We start from the raw sequence: 24356 nt of genomic DNA on the forward strand, positions 1-24356 counted from the left end.
TCTTGTCGCTGCAAGACCATGCACGGGGGATTCTTTATGCATTTCGACGAAGGAGAACTCGGCCTCCCCGGACTCTTGCTGATGGAGCTTGATTCTTGGCGGCAGTCGCCGGTGGCCGACGAATTTCCCTCTTCCAGGGTCGTGCGCTACATCAGATCCGTCGGCAAACACTTTCTCGCGACGCCCGTCGTCGAGGAGCTCGTCCGGGTTCGCGCCAGCCAATCCGAGATCGTCGGCGATGACGCAAGTCGCGAACACCTGCGGCGATTCCTTTCCGTGGTGCTGGACAAGCACGACGGGACCTACGACTACACGACCTACACGGCTCTTGACCTGCTGCGGCCGCAGAACGCCGAGCCGCTTCCGGATTTCGAGGAAGAGGTCGCCACCCGCATAGCGTTCCTGCTCTACGATGCTCTCGCATTCGAATGCGGGGCGGCGCTCGGATATCGCTCCCAGTTGCCGTGCATGCGGCCGTCCCGGGAAGCAGTGGAAAAAAGGCTGCGGCACGGACTCCGTGTCGCAACCGAAATGGACAGGCTGAGCGCCAAACCCATCACGCCGAAGGTGTCCTCCTTGCAGGAGCGATACGATCAGCTCGTCGACGTACTCGAAGGAGCATCGCCCGGGATGGCTCCCAGGCTGGAGCAGACCCTTCTGCCGGTCTACATCATTCACGATGAATACCTCTTCATCCGAGTGCTCCAGTCGTTCGAGTCGATATTCGAGCACCTGGCCCGATTGGCGTCCGAGGCCATTCACAGGCTCGAGGCCCGGGACGTGGAAGAGGCTCTTGTCCTGCTTTCCTCGATCGCCCGGGTGCTGAGTCACGGGCTACCGCTCTTCTCCCTGCTCGCCACGATGCAGCGCGAGTCGTTCGAGTTCTTCAGGAAGTTCACCGAGGGCGCCAGCGCCATCCAGTCGGTCAACTACAAGACGTTCGAAGCCCTGTGCGGCACGCCCCCGCCGGCACGCGTCGAGTCGCCGGCCTTCCAGTCCGTTCCCGAGGTGCGCGGCCGCGTGCTGCAGAGCATGACCACCGTGCGCGGGGCCGCCGACGCCCTGATCGCGAGCGGTGCTCACGACGCGGAGGTCGAAGCCCGCCTGGCCCGGGCGATGGCGCAGATCGAAGCCGTCCACCAGCGCTGGAAGCGAACCCACTACCGGCTGGCCGTCCGCATGATCGGTTCGGTCAGCGGCACGGGCTACACCGAGGGCACCCCGTATTTGAGATCCGTCATCGACAACAGGCTGTTCCGCCGAGCTGAGGAGACTACGAACTAATGGCACGACGCATCGAAGAAGGCCGGCCCGGCGAGGCCAAGGCGGTTCTCAACCCCAGCGAGCCCAACCCGCTCCTGCGCTTCGAGTACGACCGCGGCAGCAACTACGAGATGGACACCCGGATCACCCTCGCGATGGCCGCGCTGGTCCCCGAGGCCGAACTGATCAACTCCGATCACCGGATGTTCCAGATCGTCCACCTGGTCAACGAGTACGTGTGGTGCTCGATGCACCACGAACTGGGGCGCGTGGCCGGGGCTCTGGACAACGACGACTTCGGGCTGGCCGCCCGGCTCGTCGCCCGGACGAACGGACTGGCGGAACTGCCCGTCCAGTGCGTCCGGATTCTGATGGACCACCTGCCCCAGGCCAGCTTCCTGCGCATGCGCGACCACCTTCCGGCGAACACCAGCGGTCTGGACTCCCCGGGCGGACGCAACCTGCGCCGGGTCTGCCGGGCGGTGTGGAAGTCGTTCGAAGCCGCCATGAAGCGGAACGACGTGACGTCCAAGGACCTGATCGAGGAGTTCGCCCGAGAGGGCGGCGAGGCGTCGGCCGCGTGGCTGAGCGGGCTTTCGTCGGTGCAGACCGGACTCCACGCGCTCGACTGCAAGCTCATGGAGTGGAACCAGCTTCACCTGCGTCTGGTCCGTCAGCACCTGGGCGGTCACCCGGCGGCGCGCGCCGAGTCGACCCCCGCGGCCGCAGACGGCCCGACCAGCCTGCGCGGTGAACCCGTGAACGAGCTGGAGCGGCTGTCCGAGCGGTCCGTCTTCCCGCTCCTGTGGAAGAGCGTCGACGACGCCTACCGGCAGGCGACCCCGGACCGGACCACGCAGATATGAGCGACGTCGTCACCGCCGGAGCCGAGCAGCTCGACCTCTGGCTGGCCGCGAGCCAGGAACCGGAATCCTCCCGCTACAACGTTCCCGTCTGCCTGACGTTCCAGGGCCGGGTCGACGAAACGGCCGTACGGACGGCCCTCGTGCGACTGTACGAGCGTCATCCGGCACTGCGTTCGTCGTTCCGGACGGACGACGACGGCGCGGTGAAGCAGATCGTCGCCGCGCGCGTCGAGCCGTCCCTCAGGATCGTCCGATCCGGCGAGGACCTCGACGACGCGCGCAGGACGGCCTGGGCCGAGCAGGTCGGACTCCGGCCCCTCGACATGACCACGCCGGGCCTTCTGCGATCCGATCTCCTGCTGGAGCCCGGTGGAGCCGTGCTGGTCATGACGGGCCACCACATCGTTCTCGACGCCGCTTCGGTCGATGTCCTCGTGGCCGACCTCTGCTCGTTCTACGAGCAGTCGATCGAGCCGAGGTCGGCCGAGGCCGAGGAGAGCCGGCAGGACGCCGAGGAGCCGAGCGGGGAGCCGGCGGAGGACCTCGCCTACTGGCTGGGGCTCCTCCACGAGTCGTCCGAGACGCTGGAGCCCCTGCCCGACCTGGTCCGGGGCGTGCGGCCGTCGTCCGCGGCATGCGAGGAGGCCTCGATCACCGGCGAGCCGGTGGCGGCCCTCCGGGCGCACTTCGAGTCCGCCCTGGTCTCCCCGGCGATCGGGGTCCTCGCGGCGTGGACCGCGGTCCTCCACCAGTGGAGCGGCCAGGCCGAAGGTCTCCTGGGCATCCCGTTCAGCGGGCGGTTCGGTTCGGGCGGTGACGACAGCGTCGGCCTCGTTGCGCGCGTACTCCCGGTGAGATCGTCCTTCGCCCCGGAGACACCGTGGATCGACCATCTGACCGCCGTCCGCGGCCAGGTGATCGAGTCCTTCGAGCATTCGGGCGTGGACACCGGCACCCTCCGTGCGGAGCTTGCGGCGAGGGGACAGCGGTACCCCACGTTCCGGGCCACTTTCACGCACCGCACCAAGCCCGACGTCAGACGCCTGTGTTCCGGTACCACCGTCACACGGGTCGACGTGCGACTCGGCGCGGTGAAACACGACGTCGCGCTGATGGTGGTCGAAGACAACGGCGGCCTCACGCTGAAGCTGGACTACGACGCCGCCATCTACCGGCGGTCGACCGCCCGGGCGATGCTCGACCAGCTCCTCGGCCTCCTCCTCGCCGCTGCGGCGCGTCCCTCGACGTGCATGGGCGACCTCCTGCTGGAATCCGACGCCGCTGCCGCACCCGCGGGCGACGCCGGGGCCCGGGTCCCCCACCCGACCAGGACGCCGCCGCAGATGGTCCTCGACGCCGCGAAGTCCGATCCGGACCGCATCGCGGTGATCCACGGCACGGAGTCGCTCACCTACGGTGAGCTGGTCGTAGCGTCCGCTCAGGTCGCCCGATGGCTCCTTCAAGACGATCACCGCGCCTCCTGCTCAGGGCAGGAGCCCGAGGAACTCGTGGCGGTCCTGCTCTCCGAAGGCATCGACGCCGTCGTCGCGTTCCTCGGCATCGCCCTGGCGGGCAAGGCGTACCTTCCGCTGGAGCCCGGGTATCCCGACGAGAAACTCGAGTCGATCCTCCGGGACTCCGGCGTCCGCCGGGTCCTCACCTCACCCGACGGCGTGGAGCGCGTCTCGCGTCTCGGCCACCCGGCGCACGCCGTCACCGACGTGAGAGCCGCAGCCTCCGGCCTCCCGGCCGTCCCGCCCGCCGTCGGGCTCCACCCCGACATGCTCCTCAACGTGCTCTACACCTCCGGATCGACCGGACGGCCCAAGGGCGTGATGCTCTCGCACCTGGGCGTCTCCCGGCTGATGCGGGGCGACGGCTACGTCCGGCTCGAACCGGAGGACAGGATCGCCCACTTGTCCCCGTTGAACTTCGACGGCGCGACCTACGAGATCTGGGGTGCGCTGACCCACGGCGCACGCCTGGTGATCCTCGACCGGGAGCTGGCGCTCTCACCCGCCGAGCTGCGCGACGCCGTCGCGGAACACGGCGTCACCATGCTCATGGTCACCACCCCGCTGTTCCACAACCTCGTCACCGAGGCTCCCGATCTCTTCCAACACCTCCGGGTGATGGTCTTCGGCGGTGACACGGCCGCGATCCCGCAGGTGGCGCGCGCCGTGAAGTGGTGCGGTCCCGGCGTGCTGCTGCACGGCTACGGCCCGACCGAGAACTCCTTCACGTCGATGTTCACCAAGGTCGACGCGGTGGAGGACGGGAGCCGCACGCTCTCGATCGGCCACTGCGTCCCGGGAACGGAGGCGTACGTCGTCCACGAGGGGACCTTCGACCTCGCTCCCGTGGGATGCCCCGGCGAGTTGCTGCTCGGCGGCGTCGGCCTGGCCCGGGGTTACCTCGGCGACCCGCGCCGTACGGCCGAGGCCTTCGTGCCGGATCCGTTCAGCGGCCTGCCGGGCCGCCGCCTCTACCGAACGGGCGACCGGGTCCGCCTCTTGCCCGGCGGTGAGATCGAGTTCGTCGGGCGCATGGACGAGCAGGTGAAGATCCGCAGTCAGCGCATCGAGCTCGGAGAGATCCGGTCGGCTCTGCTCGCCGATCCCGCGGTCCGCGCCTGCCACGTCACGACCTGGCGCAATCCGCGCGACGAGAAGGAGATCGCGGCCTACCTGGTGATGCAGCCGGGCGGCACCTGGCAGGACGTGCGATCCCGGATGGGCTCGGTCCTCCCGGACTTCGCCGTGCCGACCGCCTGGGCGGAACTGGACGAACTCCCGCTCAACGCCAACGGAAAGGTCGACTGGCGCCGGCTGCCCGCTCCGCACCGCCGGTCCGGGGCACGCCCGGCCGGCGTCCGCACGGTGGTCGCACAGCGAGGCCTCGACGCGGTGCGGGCCGCGTGGTGCGAGGTGCTCGGCGAGGTCCCGCCGGACGACGACGTGAACTTCTTCGAGGCCGGAGGCCATTCGCTTCTGCTGGTGCGCCTCCAGGCCATGCTGAAGAGGCACGCCGGTCTGGAGCTGAGCGTCGCCGAACTGCTCAGGTTCACCTCCGTCCGGGCCCAGGCGGCACGGCTGGGGAGCCCGGACGGGCTTCCCCAGGCCGCCCCGGCCGCAGTGGCCGCCGCCGATGAGCCGATCGCCATCATCGGCGTCGCCGGACGCTTCGCCCTCGCGCCCGACGTGTACGCCTTCTGGGACAACCTGCGGGACGCCCGCGACTGCGTCGCGGGCGCGGGCACCCCGGCGGTCGCGCTCGGCGACGGCCGGCTGCGCATCGATCGCTGGGGCCTGCTCGACACGGCACGCGCGTTCGACGCCGAGCTCTTCCGGCTGTCTCCGGTCGAGGCGCGGGCGACCGACCCGCAGCACGCGCTGCTCCACGAATGTCTGTGGGCGGCCATGGAGAACGCCGCGGTCACGCTGGACCAGCTGCGGGGACGCACCAGCATCTACGCCGGCTGTGCGGAGACCGAGGCACAGGAACCGGTCGGCGAGGACTCCCTCGCGGAAGGGCTCTCCCAGGCCTTCTCCTCCAGGCCCTCCTTCGCCGCCACCCGGTACTCCTACCGCCACGATTTCCAGGGCGAGAGCGTCATGGTCGACACGGCCTGCTCGACCTCCCTGGTGGCGGTTCACCTGGCCTGCGCGAGCCTGCGGTCCGGCGCCAGCGACTACGCCTTCGCAGGCGGGGTGTCGATCGCCGACCCGGCGGACGGCGGATACGTCTACGAGCCCGGCATGATCTACGCCACCGACGGTGTGTGCCGGCCCTTCGACGTCCGGGCCACCGGAACGGTGGGCGGGGACGGCGCCGGCGTCGTCCTGCTCAAGAGGCTCTCCGACGCGCTCCGCGACGGGGATCCGATCCACGCCACGATCGTCGGCTCGGCGATCAACAACGACGGCAACCGGAAGGCCGGTTACACCGCGCCCGGAGCGGACGGCCAGGTGGGCGTGTTCCGGAACGCACTGCGGTTCGCGGGCCGCGACGCCGGCCACCTCGGATTCGTCGAGACCCACGGCACGGGCACCCGGCTGGGAGACGCGGTGGAGGCGACGGCGCTGGGCGAGGTCGCCGGGGAGCGGGCCGCTCCACTGCCCGTCAGCTCGGTGAAGTCCGCGATCGGCCACTGCAACACGGCAGCCGGTATCGCCGGCCTGCTCACCGCGGTCTACGCGCTGGGGGAGAAGGTCCTTCCGGGCACGGTCAACTCCGGCCGGCCGATCGAGGAACTCACCCAGAACGGCAGCCTTCGCCTGCTGACCGCGAACGAGGAATGGCCGGCCGGGGACGCACCGCGGCTCGCCGGAGTGAGTTCGTTCGGAATCGGCGGTACCAATGCCTGCGTGCTCGTGGAGGAATTCATCGAGCCGACTGGGGGGACCCATCAGTGACTGTACAGAACAGGGTTGAACCGCCCTTCGTCCTTCCTCTCTCCGCGCGGGGCGGGGCAGCCTTGGCGCACACCTCGACCGGTCTCGCGGACTTTCTGGAAGACCGGTGGAGCACCGGCCTGGGCGACGCGGCGCACACGCTCGTCCACGGCCGGGAGAGGTTCGAGCACCGCCTCGCCGTCGTCGCCGATGACACGGAATCCGCTGCGGCCCTGCTCCGGCACCCGAAGGGCCCCTCGGCCGGCGTCCGGACGGGCGTGGCCGCCGAAGGCGAGTGCCGTACGGTCTTCGCCTTCACCGGTCAGGGAAGCCAGTACACCGGCATGGCGGCGGGCGCATACGCCGCCTACCCCGAGTTCCGGGAGTGGATCGAACGGGCTCACGCGCTGCTGGACGGTGTGATGCCGTATCCGCTCCTGGACTGCCTGTTCGACGCGGGCAGGGCGGACCAGCTCGGCCGCACGGACGTCGCGGCCCCCGCGCTGCTCGCCGTCCAGTTCGGTCTGGTGCGCGTGCTCGCACGGTACGGCATCCGTCCCGATGCGGTCCTGGGGCACAGCGTGGGCGAGTTCGCCGCCGCGGCCGTCGCGGGAGCGGTGTCCGAGGAGGACGCGCTCATGCTGGTCGCCGAGCGCGGCAGGCTGATGGTCGAGAAGACGGAGCCCGGCACCATGCTGTCGGTCCGGTGCCGCCCCGGTTCCGCCTGGGACACCGGCCGGGTGGCCCGGCTGGCCGCTGACGAACCCCTGGTGGCGATCGCCGCGGTCAACAGCCCCCGGGACCTGGTGCTGAGCGGCGACCGGCGGTCCCTGGAGCGGATCGAGGACGTGCTCGGCGGCGAGGGCGTGCGGACGCGCCGGCTGCCGGTCTCGCACGCGTTCCACTCCCCGCTCCTCGACCCGATGGCGGACGACTTCCACCGGGCGGCGGACGCCATCGCCTGGTCAGCGCCCACCTCCTCAGCGTGGTTCAGCTGCGCCGCGGGCCCGATGGACGCGGCGCCCGGCGCCGCGCACTGGCGGGAGCACCTGCTCCAGCCGGTGGAGTTCTGGAATGCCCTCTCCCAGGTGTGCACCGCGGGAACGCCGACCGTCCTGGTGGAGATCGGACCGCACCCCACGCTCCTCCAGCTCGCCGGGCAGCTGGCCGACCCGCCCGCCCTGGTGCCGACGCTCGACCGCGACCGCGACGCCGCCGTCGCCGTGGCGGGAGCCGCGGCGCAGGCCTGGTGCATGGGCGTCCCCGCGGACCTCACCGGCGGAGTGCCCGGGCGCAGGATCCACCTGCCGGGTTACGGATTCGACCGGCGGGTCCACTCGGAGCGACCGGCACCGAAGTCGAACACCGGCACGAGCCCGGCTCCGGCCGTCGCGCCGGCCTCCACCCGGCCCGTGGCGCGTGACGTGCTCGAAGGCATCTGGACCGACCTGCTGGCCGTCACCCCCGACGCGTGCCCCTCGTTCGTCGAGGCCGGCGGGGACTCGCTGGCCCTGCTGCGGCTCCGGCAGCGGCTCGAAGCGGAACTGGGCACCGCACCCGGCCTGGGAGATCTGCTGGACGCCGGGACCTTCGCGGGCATGCTCGTATTGCTGCCCGACCCCGTGGGGGAGCCCTCCTCCACGCCGCCGGCTCCGGCCGCCTCCTCGACGGTGGTGACCTCGTACCCGCCGTCCCTGGCCCAGCAGCGGATGCTGTTCGTGGACCTGATGCAGGACGATTCCAACCAGCACAACGTAACGCTCGCGGTGGACATCGCCGGCCGGGTGGACCCGGCCGCGATGCGCGACGCGTTCACCGACGCCCAGCGCCGTCACTCCGGTCTGCGCACCGTCTTCCACCAGAGGGGCGGACGGTTCGAGACCGAGATCCTCGGCGAGCCGGGCGTGGAGCTCTCCGTCCTCGACACGGCGCTCGGATCGGAGCCGGGAACGCTCCGTCCGCTCACCGGGGACGACGACGTCCGGGAATGGGTGCGCGAGCTGGGCGAACCTCCCCTGCGCTGCTTCGCCGAGCCGCCCGTACGCGCGACGCTGGTCCTCGGCCCGGCGCGCAGCCTGATGGTGATCACGGTGCACCACGCGGTGACCGACGCGACGTCCATGGGCGTCATGGTCGAGGACCTCGCGGAGGACTACCACCGCCGACGGGCAGGGGACGACACGGCGGCCCGGGCCACCCCGCACCAGTTCCACGACGTCCTCGCCGAACTGGAGCGGGCCGAGCAGAACGACACGACGCAGAGCAGCGCCTACTGGCGGGAACAGCTCGAAGGTGCGCCGGACCTGGTGCCCCTTCCCACCGACCGTCCCCGACCCGACGTGCGGGCGGGCGCCGGCGCGATGTGGGGCTGCGACCTGGACCCCGAGCTGGCGTCACGGATCCGCGCCCTGTCCGCCGAGCTGAACGCCACACCCTTCAGCACCATGCTGGCCGCCTACGCGGTCTTGCTGCGCCACCACAGCGGCGCGGACGACATGGCGATCGCGACTCCGGTCACCAGCCGGTCCACGGAGGCGTCGCAGCGGGCCTTCGGACTGATGCTGAACACCCTGGTGCTCAGGGTGGTGCTCGGCCACGACGACTCGTTCGCCTCCTTGGCGAGGAGCGTGAGCGCGGTGGTACTCGAAGGGATCCGGCACTCGGCGTTCCCGTTCGACAGACTGGTCGCCGAGCTGAATCCGAAGCGGGACCCCGGCCGCACCCCGCTGTTCTCCGTGATGTTCGCGATGCCGGTGGACTTCCCCCTGCCCGCCTTCGACGGCATGCCCAGCCGCTCGGTCGAACTGCCCGGCATCGGCGCGAAGTTCGACCTGACCCTGTACGTCACCCCGGCTGCGGACGGCGGTCTGCACCTGGACCTGGAATACGATCCGGCGCTCTTCGACGAGGCCACGATCCGGCAGTGGGGCGCCGACTACACGCGGCTCCTGGAATCCGTGGTGGCCGACCCCGGCGTCCGGCCGTCCCTGCCCGAGTCCCAGACGTCCGCGGCGAAGGCCGGCACGACGGAAGGTGTGAGCATGACGAGAGGCGGCGACCGGCCGTTCAGCGACCTCGAACGCTATGTCGCGGACCTGTGGTCCGAGACCCTGAACGCCGAGGTCAAGGACCCCGAGGACGACTTCTTCGAGATCGGCGGCCATTCCCTGCAGGTGTTGGCCTGCCTGGTCGAGATCCAGGAGCGTTACCCCGAAACCACCATCCAGGACTTCTTCGCGTACCCGACCGTGGAGCAGTTCGCCGCCCGTCTGGCGGAACTGGACGCGGAGGCGCCCGCGCCCTCCGTCCCGGAGACGACCGGGCGCAGCGAGACGGTCCCCGTGGCGCGACCGGTCCGGCACACCGCGGCGACGCCGGCCGATGGTGGTGAGGTCCTCCTCACCGGTGCGACCGGCTTCCTCGGCGCGCACGTGCTGGCCGCGCTGCTGCGCGAACCCGGCCGTCGCGTGGCGTGCGTGGTGCGGCGGAGCGGGGAGGTCCCGGCGATGGACCGGCTCGCGCAGGTGGTCGAGTACTACGTGCCGGACGTTCTTTGCGAACTGCCGGGCCGAGTGCGGATCATCGAGGGCGACCTCAGCACGATCAGCCCCGAGGAGCTGGCGGCTTCCACCGAAGGGGTTCGGGAGGTCATCCACGCGGCCGCCGAGGTGCGCCACTACGGTCGCGATGACCACTACAGCGCGAACAACATCGCCCCGACCGCCATGCTCGCCGATCTTGCCCTGGCCCGCGGCTGGCGCATGGCCCACATGTCCACGCTGTCCGCCGTCGGCCCCGCGGCCGGGGACGGGCCCTTGGTCACCCTGCGGGAGGACGACTTCGACCGGGGCGAGAGCTTCGACAGCCCCTACGCCCGGTCGAAGTACGAGGCCGAACTGGTCGTCAGGAAGGCGATCGCCGACGGGCTGGACGCGACGGTGCACCGCGTGGGCACGCTGGTCGGCAACACCCGGACCGGAACCTTCCTTCCCGATCCGAGCGCGAACATGATGTACCAGATCCTGCGGGTGATCCTCAGCTGCGGCGTCGTCCCCTCGGCGCCGGGGTGGGGCATGGACCTGACTCCAGTCGACTTCGCCGCCGACGCGATCCTGGAGCTGTCGCGGAACCCGGCCCATTCGGGCCGTACCTTCCACGTCTCCAACCCGGTCAGTCTCCCCTCCGCCGACCTCGTGCTGATCCTGCGCGACCTCGGCTACGCGGTGATGCCCGCTGCCCCGGAGGCGGTGGGGGAGTGGCTGGGACGGCCGGGAGCCGACGCGACCGATGCCGAAGCGTTCGCGTTCCTGGCCCAGTTCCTCAAGCCTGTTCCGACCCTGGTCCAGTACGACGCGCAGGCCACGACCGAGGCCCTCGGCGAGCTGCGCTGCCCCAGGCCGGACACGGCCCTGCTGCGCACCCTTCTGGGCCACGGCATCGAAACAGGTTTCTTCCCGAAGTCGCGGCTCTGGGACTTCGCCACTCACCTCGACCACCCGAATGCGTTTGGAGCAGCACAGTGATCTATGACGTCGTCACCAACGACGAGGGCCAGTACTCGACCTGGCCGGCCGACCGCGAGCTGCCCGACGGCTGGAAGCCGACCGGGTTCCGGGGCGGCAAGGAGGAATGCCTCGGCCACATAGAGGGGGAATGGACGGACCTGACGCCCCTGTCGGTGCGTGAGCTCCTCGAACCGCAGACCAACGCGATCACGACCGAACGCCTGACCCTCCGGGAGCTGACGCCCGCGCAGGTGGCCGTGCTGGTCGACGAGAACGCCACCTCCGACGAGTGGGTCGCCGACTACCCGCTGCCCGGCAGCAAGTACGCCGCCGGGGGCTTCGGGCGCCGCACCGCCGACCAGATGCGGTACGGGTTCGGCATGTACCAGCTCGTCCGCGACACGGACGGCCTGGTCATCGGCGAGATGGGCTTCCACCAGCCCCCGAACGAGGGTGTCGTCGAGGTCGGATTCGGCCTCGCCCCGTCCTGCCGCAGCGCGGGCTACGCCACCGAGGCGCTGACCGGGCTCGCCCGCTGGGCCTTCTCCCAGGCGGGGGTCGAGCAGGTCGTGGCCCGCACGACGGACGAGAACACCCCCTCCCAGGGCGTGCTGACCCGGACGGGCTTCACGCACGTCGGCCTTGACGGGGACTACCAGCGGTTCGTCCTCACCGCCGCGGAGCTCGCACCGGTCTCCGAGCCCCTCGACCTCGACGACGAGGGCCGCGCCGCGATCGCCGGGGTGATCGAGGGACGCCTGGCGAGCGGGCGGCGCCACGAGCTGGCCTTCGCGCCGGGGAGCGACCCGATGATCCGGGTGATCCGCGAGGACGGCCACACGCAGGCGTTCGTCCAGTGCGGCGCCCTGAAGGGCGTCGACGACCAGGACAACCACTTCCTGGACATCGTGGTGCGCCCGGAGGCCGCACGCCGCGGGCTTGCCTCGCGCCTGCTCTCCGAGGCCCGGGTCTTCGCCCGCGGCGAGGGCAAGACCGGCCTGGTCGCCGCCACCGCCGACGAGGACGAGATCTCCGGCGCCTGGGTGCGCAAGCACGGCTTCGAGGTGATCGGCCTGCACGGCGTGAGCAAGCGGACGCCCGACGCCCCGGCCGCCGAAGCTCCCGCGCACCTGACGGTCGAACATGTGGACCGGAGCGACGCCGCGGCCGTCGAGGAGCTCGTCGCCCTCGCGGTGGCGACCTTCGCCCAGGTGGTCCTGCCCGGCGGGGTGAAGCTCAGGCTGGAGCCGGAGACGGTTCGGCAGATCGTCCTCGGAGAGGGCGACGGCCTGCTGCTCGCCTGCCGTAAGGACGGGCGCCCCGTCGGTTGGCTCGCGTCGGACTCGGTCCAGGACGGCGCCGTGAACCTGGTGGACGCCCAGGCGCTCGCCGACTGCGCAGGCGACGGCGTGCCGGAGGCGCTGCTGGCCTCGGCGGTCCGGTGGGCGGACCGCGAACGGATCACGGTGACCGCCATCGTCGAGGAGAAGGGGCAGGTCGAACTCGCGGAGGCCCTCCCCAGATTCGGCTTCGACCGCAAGGACGGCAGGACGATCTGGCGGCTCACCACCGCCACCGCCACCGCCCGGTCCTGAACCACTCTGCCGGCGCCCGGGCACCGGCAGTTCCCGTCGAATCGAAAGATGCGCCCCATGTCTTCAACCAAGCAAAATCCGCTCCGCGTGATCGGGTTGCTGCCACGCCGCGCTCAGGCGCTGCTGGTCGCCAACGCGGTGAACTCCTTCGGCGCGGGGCTGGTCATGCCCTTCCTGCTGGTGTACTTCGGAGACATCCGCGGCCTGGACATCAGGATCGGCCCCGCCGCGATCGCCGTCACCGGCCTCTGCTCGTTCGGCTCCGGGCTGGTCTGGGGTCACCTGCTGGACAAGCTCAGCTACCGGCTCGTGATGCCGGTCGTCATGATCATCGCCGGTGTCGGAACCGGCCTCTACGCCCTCGCCGACCGGCCGTGGATCGCGCTGGCCGTCTCGGCCCTGTACGGCCTCGGCATGGGCGGCGTGGGCACGGTCACCAAGACGATGTTCGCCACGGTGGTCCCGAAGGAGCAACGCACGCTGACCTTCGGCCTCGAATTCACGCTCTTCAACGCCTTCGTCGGACTCGGAGTCCTGGTCGGCGGCCTCGTGGCCTCGGGAACCCTGCGCAGCTACCAGCTGCTCTACCTGGGTGACGGACTCTCCTTCGTCATCACCGCGGTGGCCTTCCTGGTCCTCCTGCCGAAGACCGCGGAGAAGCAGCACCACAAGGCCAAGGCGGACGACAACGCTCCCGCGCCCTCCTACCGCTCCGTTCTGCGCATCCCCGCGCTCGCGCTGGCCCTGTTCTGCATGCTGCTGTGCGCGACCGTCTCCCTCAGCCAGTTCCAGTCCGCGCTGCCCGGCTACGTCACGGTCAACGACGCGGTCACGCCGGGCGGGATCTCGGTGGCCTTCATCGCGAACGTCGTGGTGATCGTCCTCGCCCAGTTCCTGCTCATGCCGCGGCTGGAAGGCGTGCGCAGGAGCACGCTGATCTCGGCGTCGGGCGTCCTCTCGGCGGCAAGCTGGGTGTGCGTCCTCTTCGCGGGCCTGACCTCCGGGACCGCCGCGCTGGTGACGCTCATCGCGGGTGTCGCGATCTTCTCGGTCGCCGAGGTCATCGTGATCCCCATCGTCGCCGCCCTCATCAACGGTCTGGTCACCGACGAGGTCCGCGGGCGCACCAACGCCCTGTTCTCGTTCGTCATCTCCGGGGGCATGATCCTGGGCCCGCTGATCACGACCGCTCTCCTCGAGGTCGACCACGGCAGGGCGCTGATCGTGGTGCTGGCGGTCGGCAGCCTGCTCGTCCCGCTGGCCGGCCTCAAGCTTCGCCGGAGCCTGCCGGACGACCAGGACCGCCCCGCGGCGAAGGCCGCAACCACGGACGAGGCCGAGTCGGACGGCGAACTGGCTGCCGCGACGGCCTGATCTCCGGGGCTCCGGGCCGGACGGCATCGTGCCCTTCGGCCCGGCGGCCCGGCGGCCCATGCCCTTTTGAAAGAAGGCAACAGTTGATGACGAACACAACGAGGAAACCGTGACGAGTTCACTGATCGATCGATTCCGTTCCTTCGGGGACGGTGACGCCCTCGTCGTCGACGGAGTCCGGTACACGTACGCGGCGCTGGCGGAACGCGTCCGGGACTGGCAGGCCTACCTCGACGAGCACGATGTCGGCGCCGGCCACGTGGTCGCCCTGGAAGGCGCCTGTGATGTCGACGTGTGCGCCGCGTTCGTCGCACTCGCCGACCGGGGCACGATCATCGTCCCGCTGCCTCGCTCCTCGGGTGCCAAGCGCGCCGAGTACCACGGGACCGCCGAGGTGGAGGTGGCCATCACCGTGGCCGGCGAGACGGGACGCGCCATCGAGCGGACCGGCCTGCGGGCGACGCACGCACTCCACGGACGTCTGCGGGACGCCGCGACACCGGGCCTGGTGCTGTTCAGCTCGGGAACCACCGGGCGCAGCAAGGCGATCGTGCTCGACCTGGGCACGATGCTCGCGCAGTACGGCGAACCGTCGCGGGCCCGGCGCACCCTGGGCTTCCTCAGCATCGACCACATCGGCGGGATCAACACCCTGCTGCACACCCTGAACCACGGCGGAACCCTGGTCACGGTCTCCGACCGCAGGCCCGACACGGTGTGCTCGGCGATCGCCGCCTTCGGCGTCGAGGTCCTTCCCACCACGCCGACGTTCCTCAACATGCTGCTCATCTCGCACGCTCACGAACAGCACGACCTGTCGTCGCTGGAACTGATCACCTACGGCACCGAGCCCATGCCCCAGCGCACGCTGGAGCTGCTCAACCAGGCGCTGCCGTCGGTGCGGTTCAAGCAGACGTACGGCCTTTCGGAGCTCGGCATCATGGCGACCAAGTCGAAGGGCGACGGGAGTCTCTGGGTCAAGCTCGGCGGCGCGGGGTTCGACTACCGGATCGTCGACGGAATCCTCTGGGTGCGCTCCGACACGGCCATGCTGGGCTACCTCAACGCGTCCGCTCCGTTCGACGGTGACGGCTACTTCAACACCCAGGACGCCGTGGAGACCGACGGCGACTACGTACGGATCCTCGGCCGCGTCACCGAACTGATTAATGTGGCCGGAGAGAAGGTCTACCCGAGCGAGGTCGAGAGCGTCCTGCTCGAAATCCCGAACATCGCCGAGGCCACGGTCTCCGGCAGGCCCAGCCACGTGACAGGAATGGTGGTGAAAGCCACCGTGAAACTGGTCAGCCCCGCGGACGCACGCGAAGTCGCCCGCCAGGTCCGCGCGTACTGCGGCCAGCGGCTGGAAGCGTACAAAGTGCCGCTCGTCGTGGAAGTCTCCGACGCCGACCAGCACTCCGACCGGTTCAAGAAGGTGCGTACTCCCGCATGACAGAGAATCTCAGCACAGCAGTGGAGAAGGGCGTCGGCGAAGGACGCGTGGCCGTCGTCAGCGGCGGCAGCCGAGGGCTGGGACGCGTCCTGGTCGAACGCCTGCTCGCCGACGGCTGGCGTGTCGCCACGTTCAGCCGCTCCACCTCCGAATTCATCGCCGAATCGAGCGCGGCCCACCCGGAGTCCTTCTACTGGGAGGCCGTCGACCTGGGCGAGCCCACGACGGCGCGGACCTTCGTCCGGAACGTCCACCGTGTGTTCGGCAGGCTGGACCTGCTCGTCAACAACGCCGGCCTGGTGCGCGAGGAACTGCTCTTCACCATGCCGCCGAAGGCGATCGAGGCGCAGATCACCGCCAACCTGGTCGCCCCCATCATGCTCACCCAGTCCTGTGCACGGCTGATGACCCGCCAGGGCGGCGGGAACATCGTCAACATCTCGTCCATCAACGCCGTCCGCGGCTACCGGGGCGTCTCGGTCTACGCGGCGGCCAAGGCGGGCCTCGACGGGTTCACCCGTAGCCTCGCGCGCGAACTCGGCGGCAACGGAATCCGCGTCAACTCGGTGGTGCCCGGCTACTTCGACAGCGCGATGACCGCGGAGATGCCCGCCGCGTACCGCGCACGCATCGAGCGCCGGACCCCCCTCGGCAGGCTCGCCGCGGCGGACGACATCGCCGACGCCGTTCTCTACCTCAGCTCTCCCCGGGCGGAATTCGTTACCGGGCAATCCCTGGTCATTGACGGAGGTCTCACATGCTGAACGCACAAGAGTCGATCGAGGCGGAAATCCTTCGCCTGCTGCAGGGCGCGGACGGGGAAACACCCACGATTTCCCTGACGAGCGACCTGGTCGGGCTCGGCCTCACCTCGCTCATGTTCGCCGAGTTGCTCATCGGCATGGAGATGGAGCTCGGAGTGGACCCCTTCCAGGGCGAGACCTCGATCGTCGAGATGCGGACGGTCGGCGACCTGGTCGACGCCTACGACGCTGCGCTCGGCGCAGAGTCCGCACGAGGGTGAGGTGGCGAGACCTTGAGCATCTGCGTTCTCCGCGGCCGGTCGACCGTCGCCGTGGAACCCGCTGAACTGACCCTGATCCTCCTGCCCCACGCGGGAGGATCGGCGGGGAGCTTCGTACCTCTCCTGCCCCACCTCCCCGAGAGCTGGCGGATCCTGGTCCCGGAGCTGCCGGCGCGAGCGACCGCGCCCAAGCAGCCGGTCTGCCCGAGCATCGAGAGCGCGGTGGACTCGTTCGCCGAGGACCTGGCCGGAGAACTGTCCGGACCTTACGCGGTCTTCGGCCACTGCCTCGGAGCGCTGATCGCCTTCGAGCTCGTCCACGAACTCGCGAAGCGGGGGCACCAGCCGCTGTGGGTCGGTGTGTCGGGGAGCCCGGCGCCCCAACTCGTCGTCCCGGAACCGGCGAACGGCCGACCCGAGGACTGGACGCGCGAGCAGTACGTCGACTACATGCGCTGGCTGGGCAACACCCCCGAGGCGCTGTGGAGCAACACCGTCCTGGCGGACCGCATGATCGCCGCGCTCCGCAACGATCTCATTGTGAACCACGGATACCGGTATGGGGGCCACGCACCCTTGACCTCTCCGCTCTCCGTCATGAGGGGAGACTCCGATCCGCTGGTCAGCGCCGAGGAGATGCGGGCCTGGTCCGATCACGCGGGCGCCACGGACTTCCGCACCTGGCCCGGGGACCATTTCTACGTCTTCGACCGCGCGCCCGAGGTGAGTGCCCGGATCGTCGGCGCGATCGCCGAAGCAGCCGCACAGACCGACATGATGGGGGTTCGTTGATGGCGACCAGATCCGCCCGCGCCGTATGGCGGGGCCCGTTGTTCGGCGACCGGCCGCAGGATGCCGGGGAGGGTACGGTCTCCCTCGACTCGGTGGGCGCCGGCCTGCCGATGCGATGGAGCAGCAGGACCTCCGAGCCCGTCGGCGAGAGCACCCCGGAGGAGCTCGTGGCGGCCGCGCTGGCCATGGACTACGCGCAGTGCCTCACCCACAAGCTCGAGGAGCGCGGCCACCTCGCCCGCGAACTCGATGTCGAGGCCACGCTCCACCTGGAACTCGTCGAACCCGGCCGCCACTCCCTCACCTCGGGCTCCCTGACCGTCCGCGGAGTGGCGGACGTGCCCCTCGCCCTGTTCCAGGACCTCTCCGTGATCGCCCACAAGGAGTGCTTCCTCGTCATAGCCCTGGACCTCCCCCTCTCGATCCGGGCGACCCTGGCCGGCCCCGGCGACACGTAGGGGGCCCACACCGGAGCCTGTGGCTCCGCCGCGCGAGTCGGCCTGCCGGGCCACCGCCCGGGCCGCGGAGCCGCGGACGACATCGCGGACACGGGCCGGGACGCGGCAGGCCTCGGCATCGTCGGGCCCGACGGCCACGCCGGGCGGGGGCGGCCGCCCGGGTCCCGATCCGCGGGGACGACACGTCCCCGCGGCCGCCCCTCGCAGCAGACCGCGCGAACATGACCAGCCGACAGACCGACGACGAGGTGCACACGAGCATGACCACCGGTACGGACAGCGACACGTGGTTCCGCAGGTACTCCACGGCGGCCACGCCCCGGCGCCGCCTGGTGGTTCTGCCGCACGCGGGTGGCTCCGCAAGCTTCTTCCACCCCTGGGGCCGCTCCTTCGGGAGCGACACGGAAGTCCTGGTGGCGAAGTACCCGGGTCGCCACGAGCGGCTGGCCGACCCCTTCATCCACACCATGGACGTGCTCGCCGACCAGGTCACCGCGGCGCTGCTGCCGTTCGCGGACGTACCCATGACGCTCTTCGGCCACAGCATGGGGGCTTCGCTGGCCTACGAGGTGGTGCAGCGTCTGGAGAAGCGGCACGCCGTTCTGCCCGCCGCCCTCCACGTGTCCAGTCGCGAGGCCCCGCACCGGGTGCTGCCCCGTGAGCTCTACCGGGAGGAGGACGCGGCGCTGATCGCCGAACTGCGCAGGCTCGGCGGGACCGACTCCGCTCTCCTGGACGACCCGGACGTCCAGGAGTTCGTACTGCCGGTGCTCCGGGCGGACCTCACCATCGCGGACACCTACGGTCCGCGCCCCGACACCCCGGTCGCTTGCCCCGTCCACGCCTGGATCGGCGACGCGGACCCGTCCACCTCGGCGGGGGAGATGAACGCCTGGGGCGATGTCGCGCCCCGCGGATTCCGGCTGCGGGTCCTGCCCGGCGGCCACTTCTACCTGGTCGAACAGCACGACGTGGTGGTGCGCGAGCTCTGCGATCAACTGGCCACCGTGGGCTGACGGGTCAGCGGCGGTCAGGAGGCCGCTCCTGTCACCGGCCCCTCGGTGGGCGTGGTGAGTGAGCCGTCGAGGTCGTTTGTGTCGCGTCGTGTGCCTCAGGCCTTCGGCCTGGCGTCGATCTCGGCGATCAGGCCCTCGATGAGGCCCTTGATCTCGTCGCGGATGGGGCGGACGGCCTCGACGCCCTGGCCGGCCGGGTCCTCGAGCTGCCAGTCGAGGTAGGTCTTGCCGGGGAAGTACGGGCAGGCATCGCCGCAGCCCATCGTGATCACGATGTCGGCGGCCCGGACGACCTCGTCGGTCAGCGGCTCGGAGTGGGCGCCTCCCGGGTCCACTCCGGCGCCCTGGGCCGGAGCAGCCCTCGCGGGCCCGCTCGGCGGCCACGCCCGGCTGTTCGCTGCACTCGCGGCCGTCTCCCTCGTGGCCGCCTTGCTGGCTGCGGCCGCTTCGTGGGCGGCTCGCGGGGAGATGCCCGAGGCCGGGTGACACGGCGGTAGGGCGAGCGTCCAGGCGAGCGTCCATACAGGGAAGTTCCCCGGGTCGAGCCTTCTGCACCACCCTTTAGCGGAAGTTGCTCAACCCGCTCCGCCCCGGGACAGCCGGCGTTACGGTCCCCATCTCGCCCCGAGCGAGTCCAGGGCGGCGGTGCCGCCGCTGACGACCGCCACCCCGGAGGCTGCCTCCTGATGCACACCGGATCGCTTCCCGCGAGGACGGCGCTGGACCGTGCTGGCGCTGGTCACCGCACTCCTCGCCCTGATCCTCGGCGGGGCGGGCGCGGCCTCCGCGCACGCCGGCCTCAGCAGCGCAGACCCTGCAGACGGCAGCGTCCTCGAGACGGCTCCGAAGCAGGTCACGCTCACCTTCACCGAGTCGGTCAGCTTCTCCGAGGACTCGGTGAGAGTGCTGTCGCCGGACAACGAGCGTGCGAACCCGCGCCCGGCCCAGTATGCGGACGGCAAGGGGAACACCGCCCGGGTGGAGCTGGCAGGCAAACTGCCCGAAGGCACCTACACGGTGGCCTGGCGCGTCGTCTCCGCCGACGGCCACCCGATCTCCGGCGCGTTCGTCTTCTCCATCGGCAGGCCGTCCGAGACGGCCGCCGTGGCGGCGACCGGCCCCCCGCAGGCCACGGCAGCCGGCCGCCTGCACGGCTTCTTCCGCTACGCCGCCTACAGCGGCCTGGCCCTCCTCGTCGGAGCCGCCGCGTTCGTCCTGGCGTGCTGGCCCGCCGCGGGCGCGGTCCGTCCGGTGCGCCGGCTGCTGGTCACCGGATGGGCGACCCTGTCGGTGTCCACCGTGGCCATGTTGCTGCTGCGCGGCCCGTTCGAGACGGGCGGCCCGCTGACCTCCGCGTTCGACCCGTCCCAGCTGGGCCGAACCGTCACCGGGCGGCCCGGGCTCGCACTGACCGTACGGCTCGTGCTGCTCGCTGTGTCCGCCGTGCTGCTGAGGCGGTCGGTCCTACGGCGCGAGCCCGAGGGCGACGGACCGCCGCCGCGGGCCCCCGGTGCCCGGGTCCGCGCGGCCGGGGCGGTGCTCGCGCTGGGCCTGGCGTTCACCTGGGCCGCCGCCGAACACGCCTCCGCCGGCATCCAGGTGCCGCTGGCCGTTCCCGTCGCCGTGCTGCACCTGCTGGCCATGGGGGTCTGGCTGGGAGGCCTGACCACCCTGCTGCTCGTCCTCCGGTACCGGGCGCCCGGCAGCCGCGACGTCCCGGCGTCCGCGATCGGCCGCTTCTCGACGCTGGCCTTCGCCGCCGTCGCCGTCCTGGTCGGCACCGGGGTGTACCAGTCCTGGCGACAGGTCGGCTCCTGGGAGGCGCTGACCACCACGTCGTACGGCAAGACCCTCGTCGCGAAGCTCGCCTCCGTGGTGCTGGTGCTGACCGTGGCGTTCTTCTCCCGCCGGTGGACTTCCCGCCTCATTCGCGTGCCGTCGTCGGCCGTGGAGGCGTTGAGGGTGCCCGAGCCCGAGCGGGTGAGCATCGCACGGACGGCCGGCGCGCCTGCCTCCCCGGAGGCAGCGGGCTCCGTCGGGTGCGATGGTCCCGCCGGAGGCGAGCCGGGGGATGAGATCGAGCCGCCTGGCGTCGAGGCCGAACGGCACCGGCGCAGCCTGCGCCGCACGGTGACTGCCGAAGCCGTGCTCGGCGTTGTGGTTCTGGCGATCACCACCTTGCTCACCGGCACCCAACCCAGCCGCGCCGCCGCCGAGAGCACATCGGTTGCCACCGGGCAGGAGCCACAAGCCAAGGTGGTCACGGTTCCGTTCGACATGGGGACGGCCAGCCATCAGGGCACGGTCCAGATCACGCTGGCGCCGGGACGCGTCGGCGAGAACACGGTCGAAGCCGTGGTGTACACCGCGGACGGCGGCCTCTCCACCGTCCCCGAACTCTCACCCAGCGCGACCTGGGAATCGGCCCGCTCGACGCCAAGCTCAAGAACCAGCAGGGGTACTGGGCCGCCTACGACCTGCGGCTACCCATGCCCGGTGTGTGGACCATGGACCTCACGGTGCGCACCACGGACATCGACCAGGTCACCGTGCACGAGACCGTTCGCATCACGTCACCACCGCGGTAGCGATGACAACCCGTACCGGGCGGTGGCCCGGACGCGGCCGGTCCCCCCGCATCCTGGGGCCGCGCCCCGCCCGACGGGCTCGGTTTCCGAGCGCCGTGGCGGCATGAGTGGCGCCGTCGTGGAAAGCCGCCGGGTATGACACCCCTACCGAGCCGAGCCCGAGGCCGTGGCAGCGACCGTGAGCGGGCCGAAACCGGGCGGAACGTCCCCGCGGGCCCGAGCGACCTGGTCGAGGAGCGTGCCCCGGACCAGCCCGCAGACCTGCCCGCACGCTCCTGGAAGGCGGTACTGCGCGGCACGGTCAAGGAGTTTCGGAACGACGAGCTGGCCGACCGCGCCGCGGCCCTCACCTACTACGGGGTACTCGCGCTCTTCCCCGCCCTGCTGGTCCTCGTGTCCCTGCTGGGCGTGGCCGGCGAGTCGACGACCGCGCGGTTGTCGGACCATCTGCAGCAGCTGACCCCCGGCTCCGCCGGGGACGTGATCAGAGACGCCGTCGAGCAGCTGCAGGGCCACAGCGGCGTCGGCTCGCTGATGGCGGTCGTCGGCCTGGCCGTGGCGCTGTGGTCCGCCTCCGGTTACGTGGCCGCGTTCATCCGCTCCGCGAACGCCGTCTACGACGTGCCCGAGGGACGCCCGGTGTGGAAGGTGTTGCCGCTGCGCCTGGCGCTCACCGTCACGCTGATGGTCCTCGCCTGTGCCGGCGCGCTGATCGTGGTCTTCACCGGCGCCCTGGCCCGGCAGGCGGGCGCGGCCCTGGGCATCGGTGACGGTGGGCTGACGGTGTGGTCGATCGCGAAGTGGCCGGTCCTGGTGCTCCTCGTCACGATCATGATCGCCCTCCTGTACTGGGCCGCGCCGAACGCCGAGGGCCGCGGATTCAGGTGGGTGACACCGGGCAGCTTCCTGGCCCTGGTGATCTGGATGGCCGCCTCGGCCGGCTTCGCGTTCTACGTGGCGAACTTCGCGTCCTACAACAAGACGTACGGCACGGTCGCTGGTGTGATCGTCTTCCTGGTGTGGCTGTGGATCACCAACCTTGCGATCCTCCTCGGGCTCGAGTTCGACGCGGAACTGGTCCGCCAGCGCGCGATCGCCGGCGGACTGCCCAAGGACGAGGAGCCCTATGTCCGGCCCCGCGACACCCGCGCGTGGGACGACCAGGACCGCCGCCGCATGGAGCAGTAGTCATGTACGGGACGATCGGCCGGTGTGCCGCTTCGTGCGCAGAAGCATCTGCTCGTGGCACGGGTGCTCGTTCGATTACCGGGTAGGCGCACCAGGACAGCGGCGTGCACATCGTGAAGGGGAGACTCCGCATGAGCACGATAGAGCGGCAGACTCATGGCTCCGATGAATCCGTGAGCGAGCTGGTCTCGCGCGCTTCCCAGCAGATATCGGAGCTGGTCCGCGAGGAGATGCAGCTGGCACGAGCCGAAATGACTCAGAAGGGGAAGCGCTTCGGGAAGGTCGGCGGCCTCTTCGGCGCGGCGGGCCTGATCGGAATCCTGGCAGCTCAGGCTCTGGTGGCAACCGGTATCGCAGCCCTCGCGCTGGTACTCCCGGTGTGGGCGTCGGCCCTGATCGTCACGGCGGCGCTGGCAGTGGTTGCCGCAGTGACGGCCATGGCAGGGAAGCAGCAGCTCGCCGAGGCCGGCGCACCCGTACCGGAGCAGACCATCGACAGCGTCAGGGCCGACCTGGCCGAAATCAGGGAGAAGGCGCACCGATGACCAACGAACCCCGAACCGATATCGGCACGCCCACCCCCGACGAGCTGCGCGAGCAGGTCGAGCGCACCCGCGACGAGCTCGGGCAGACCATCGAGGCGCTGGCGGGGAAGGCCGACATCAAGGCGCAGGCGAAGGAGAGGACGGCCGCCGTCAAGGAAGAGGCCGCGGAGAAGACCGCCGCGGTCGCCGACCGGATCCGCGGGAAGACCCGGCACGCCGCGTGGCTGGTGAAGGACAGGGCACCTGAGCCGGTTGTCGCCGAGGTCGGCCGGGTCGCGAGCGTGGCACGCGCCCACCGCGAGGCGCTGCTCGTGGCCGGCGCTGCTGTGGTCGTCTTCCTGCTGGTGCGGCGCAGCCGGGGATACCGATGAAAGCGTCCAAGGCCGCCTACAAGCCGGTCGGTCTGGCCCTGGGTACTGCCAGCGGCTTGATCGCGGGTGCCGTGTTCAAGCAGGTCTGGAAGATCGTCGAAGGCGAAGGTGACGCTCCCGGCGCCACGGACGAAGACCGCTCCTGGAAGCAGATCCTGCTCGCCGCCGCCATCCAGGGCGCGATCTTCGCCGTGGTCAAGGCCGCTGTCGAACGCTCGGGCGCCGTGGCCACCCGCCGCGTGACGGGCACCTGGCCGGGCTGACGCCGCGATGCGGCCCGGCTGACCCGCCGCGATGCCGGCCCTTCCCGCGCCGACCGGCTCGGCCCCACCGCCGACCGGCTCGGCCCCACCGGAGGGCGGCTTCCGATGCGCGGTGCCCTTGCGGGGGAAGCTGCGGTCAGCGGTGCGCGGCTCGGCGGCCGAACCAGTGGCCTCGGGTGCGGGGGTGTCCGCCACTGGAGCACTGGTCTCGGCGGGGACGGCGTCGCGTTGCTTGGTCAGATCGTCGCGGTCGGGGTCGCGACCACGCTCGTGGCCGACGGCGGCGGCCTCACGGCGTGACGTGCCGAGTTCCGCTCAGGAAGAGGGATCCCGTCGAACCCGTGGCGTGGTAGCCGAAAATCGAGAAATCACCGCCGGCGCCGAGATCGTGTCCCGGCCCGGCCTTGCCGAATATTCCGGCCAAGCCGACGACGATGGCGGCGATCAGAATGATGAGTCCGAGGTGAGAATCATGGACTCGCTCCTTGGACCCAGGCCAGGGCAAGCCGCTGGACACGGCCGGCGCCTACCCCGGTTGTGTACCGTCAGGCTAAGACGGAGGGCATCATCGGCTTCCTGGCGGGAATTCTGGCTCCTTCGGGGAACGCGTAGCGCCGGCACGGCGACGTCGTCTCCGGGAGCCGGGCCGCCGGACTGCTGC

18 protein-coding genes and 1 pseudogene are annotated in these 24356 nt (G+C 70.7%); 17 read left to right on the forward strand and 2 right to left on the reverse strand.

Annotated elements, in window-relative coordinates; genetic code table 11:
• Positions 1-36: 36 nt before the first annotated feature.
• The 12 genes from OG332_RS43665 (at position 37) to OG332_RS43720 (ending at position 18740) form a co-directional block, all read left to right on the forward strand.
• Positions 37-1284, forward strand: a complete 1248-nt coding sequence (locus OG332_RS43665; RefSeq protein ID WP_327418642.1) for a tryptophan 2,3-dioxygenase — start codon at positions 37-39, stop codon at positions 1282-1284.
• A complete protein-coding gene (locus tag OG332_RS43670) occupies positions 1284-2129 on the forward strand; it encodes a hypothetical protein (protein WP_327418643.1) in 846 nt (281 codons plus the stop codon). Before OG332_RS43665 ends, OG332_RS43670 begins: the two co-directional genes overlap by 1 nt.
• Positions 2126-6544, forward strand: coding sequence for an amino acid adenylation domain-containing protein (locus OG332_RS43675; RefSeq protein WP_327418644.1), 4419 nt, complete (start codon positions 2126-2128; stop codon positions 6542-6544). The genes OG332_RS43670 and OG332_RS43675 overlap by 4 nt, the downstream gene beginning before the upstream one ends.
• Positions 6427-11046: a condensation domain-containing protein gene (locus tag OG332_RS43680; protein WP_442816307.1), complete on the forward strand. Its 4620-nt coding sequence runs from the start codon at positions 6427-6429 to the stop codon at positions 11044-11046. The genes OG332_RS43675 and OG332_RS43680 overlap by 118 nt, the downstream gene beginning before the upstream one ends.
• Positions 11043-12623 carry a GNAT family N-acetyltransferase gene (locus OG332_RS43685; protein WP_327418646.1) on the forward strand — a complete coding sequence of 527 codons (1581 nt, stop codon included), beginning with the start codon at positions 11043-11045 and terminating at the stop codon, positions 12621-12623. The genes OG332_RS43680 and OG332_RS43685 overlap by 4 nt, the downstream gene beginning before the upstream one ends.
• 57 nt (positions 12624-12680) lie before the next feature.
• On the forward strand, positions 12681-13997 hold the full coding sequence (locus tag OG332_RS43690) for an MFS transporter (protein WP_327418647.1): 1317 nt from the start codon (positions 12681-12683) through the stop codon (positions 13995-13997).
• Between the two features lie 109 nt (positions 13998-14106).
• Complete coding sequence (locus tag OG332_RS43695) at positions 14107-15450, forward strand: class I adenylate-forming enzyme family protein (protein ID WP_327418648.1); 1344 nt, start codon at positions 14107-14109, stop codon at positions 15448-15450.
• On the forward strand, positions 15447-16214 hold the full coding sequence (locus tag OG332_RS43700) for an SDR family NAD(P)-dependent oxidoreductase (protein WP_327418649.1): 768 nt from the start codon (positions 15447-15449) through the stop codon (positions 16212-16214). The genes OG332_RS43695 and OG332_RS43700 overlap by 4 nt, the downstream gene beginning before the upstream one ends.
• Positions 16208-16474 (forward strand): phosphopantetheine-binding protein, encoded by a 267-nt coding sequence (locus tag OG332_RS43705; RefSeq protein ID WP_327418650.1) that lies wholly within the window; start codon positions 16208-16210, stop codon positions 16472-16474. The genes OG332_RS43700 and OG332_RS43705 overlap by 7 nt, the downstream gene beginning before the upstream one ends.
• Before the next feature lie 12 nt (positions 16475-16486).
• Positions 16487-17266, forward strand: coding sequence for a thioesterase II family protein (locus tag OG332_RS43710; protein WP_327418651.1), 780 nt, complete (start codon positions 16487-16489; stop codon positions 17264-17266).
• Positions 17266-17724: a hypothetical protein gene (locus OG332_RS43715; protein WP_327418652.1), complete on the forward strand. Its 459-nt coding sequence runs from the start codon at positions 17266-17268 to the stop codon at positions 17722-17724. The genes OG332_RS43710 and OG332_RS43715 overlap by 1 nt, the downstream gene beginning before the upstream one ends.
• 221 nt (positions 17725-17945) lie before the next feature.
• Entirely contained in the window at positions 17946-18740 is a 795-nt protein-coding gene (locus OG332_RS43720; RefSeq protein ID WP_327418653.1) for a thioesterase II family protein, read from the forward strand.
• A 95-nt stretch (positions 18741-18835) separates the two neighbouring features.
• Here OG332_RS43720 and OG332_RS43725 read toward each other — a convergent pair.
• A pseudogene (locus tag OG332_RS43725) lies at positions 18836-19045 on the reverse strand (phosphotyrosine protein phosphatase); the annotation flags it as partial.
• 421 nt (positions 19046-19466) lie between these two features.
• Between OG332_RS43725 and OG332_RS43730 the strand changes: the two are divergent.
• The 5 genes from OG332_RS43730 (at position 19467) to OG332_RS43750 (ending at position 23695) form a co-directional block, all read left to right on the forward strand.
• Positions 19467-21467, forward strand: a complete 2001-nt coding sequence (locus OG332_RS43730; protein WP_327418654.1) for a copper resistance CopC/CopD family protein — start codon at positions 19467-19469, stop codon at positions 21465-21467.
• Positions 21464-22516 carry a YihY/virulence factor BrkB family protein gene (locus OG332_RS43735; RefSeq protein ID WP_327418655.1) on the forward strand — a complete coding sequence of 351 codons (1053 nt, stop codon included), beginning with the start codon at positions 21464-21466 and terminating at the stop codon, positions 22514-22516. Before OG332_RS43730 ends, OG332_RS43735 begins: the two co-directional genes overlap by 4 nt.
• A gap of 131 nt (positions 22517-22647) precedes the next feature.
• Positions 22648-23061, forward strand: a complete 414-nt coding sequence (locus tag OG332_RS43740; RefSeq protein ID WP_327418656.1) for a phage holin family protein — start codon at positions 22648-22650, stop codon at positions 23059-23061.
• Positions 23058-23432 carry a DUF3618 domain-containing protein gene (locus tag OG332_RS43745; protein WP_327418657.1) on the forward strand — a complete coding sequence of 125 codons (375 nt, stop codon included), beginning with the start codon at positions 23058-23060 and terminating at the stop codon, positions 23430-23432. The genes OG332_RS43740 and OG332_RS43745 overlap by 4 nt, the downstream gene beginning before the upstream one ends.
• Complete coding sequence (locus tag OG332_RS43750; protein WP_327418658.1) at positions 23429-23695, forward strand: DUF4235 domain-containing protein; 267 nt, start codon at positions 23429-23431, stop codon at positions 23693-23695. The genes OG332_RS43745 and OG332_RS43750 overlap by 4 nt, the downstream gene beginning before the upstream one ends.
• Before the next feature lie 289 nt (positions 23696-23984).
• On the opposite strand, the gene OG332_RS43755 is transcribed toward OG332_RS43750, so the two are convergent.
• Entirely contained in the window at positions 23985-24212 is a 228-nt protein-coding gene (locus OG332_RS43755) for a hypothetical protein (RefSeq protein ID WP_327418659.1), read from the reverse strand.
• Positions 24213-24356: the final 144 nt, after the last annotated feature.

It is taken from the genome of Streptomyces sp. NBC_01233 (assembly GCF_035989305.1).
GTDB lineage: Bacteria > Actinomycetota > Actinomycetes > Streptomycetales > Streptomycetaceae > Streptomyces.

Coding starts and splice junctions, on each gene's coding strand:
- OG332_RS43735 (WP_327418655.1), top strand. CDS start 21,464: ATGACACCCCTACCGAGCCGAGCCCGAGGCCGTGGCAGCGACCGTGAG.
- OG332_RS43720 (WP_327418653.1), top strand. CDS start 17,946: ATGACCAGCCGACAGACCGACGACGAGGTGCACACGAGCATGACCACC.
- OG332_RS43700 (WP_327418649.1), top strand. CDS start 15,447: ATGACAGAGAATCTCAGCACAGCAGTGGAGAAGGGCGTCGGCGAAGGA.
- OG332_RS43705 (WP_327418650.1), top strand. CDS start 16,208: ATGCTGAACGCACAAGAGTCGATCGAGGCGGAAATCCTTCGCCTGCTG.
- OG332_RS43675 (WP_327418644.1), top strand. CDS start 2,126: ATGAGCGACGTCGTCACCGCCGGAGCCGAGCAGCTCGACCTCTGGCTG.
- OG332_RS43680 (WP_442816307.1), top strand. CDS start 6,427: ATGGCCGGCCGGGGACGCACCGCGGCTCGCCGGAGTGAGTTCGTTCGG.
- OG332_RS43745 (WP_327418657.1), top strand. CDS start 23,058: ATGACCAACGAACCCCGAACCGATATCGGCACGCCCACCCCCGACGAG.
- OG332_RS43750 (WP_327418658.1), top strand. CDS start 23,429: ATGAAAGCGTCCAAGGCCGCCTACAAGCCGGTCGGTCTGGCCCTGGGT.
- OG332_RS43670 (WP_327418643.1), top strand. CDS start 1,284: ATGGCACGACGCATCGAAGAAGGCCGGCCCGGCGAGGCCAAGGCGGTT.
- OG332_RS43715 (WP_327418652.1), top strand. CDS start 17,266: ATGGCGACCAGATCCGCCCGCGCCGTATGGCGGGGCCCGTTGTTCGGC.
- OG332_RS43690 (WP_327418647.1), top strand. CDS start 12,681: ATGTCTTCAACCAAGCAAAATCCGCTCCGCGTGATCGGGTTGCTGCCA.
- OG332_RS43665 (WP_327418642.1), top strand. CDS start 37: ATGCATTTCGACGAAGGAGAACTCGGCCTCCCCGGACTCTTGCTGATG.
- OG332_RS43740 (WP_327418656.1), top strand. CDS start 22,648: ATGAGCACGATAGAGCGGCAGACTCATGGCTCCGATGAATCCGTGAGC.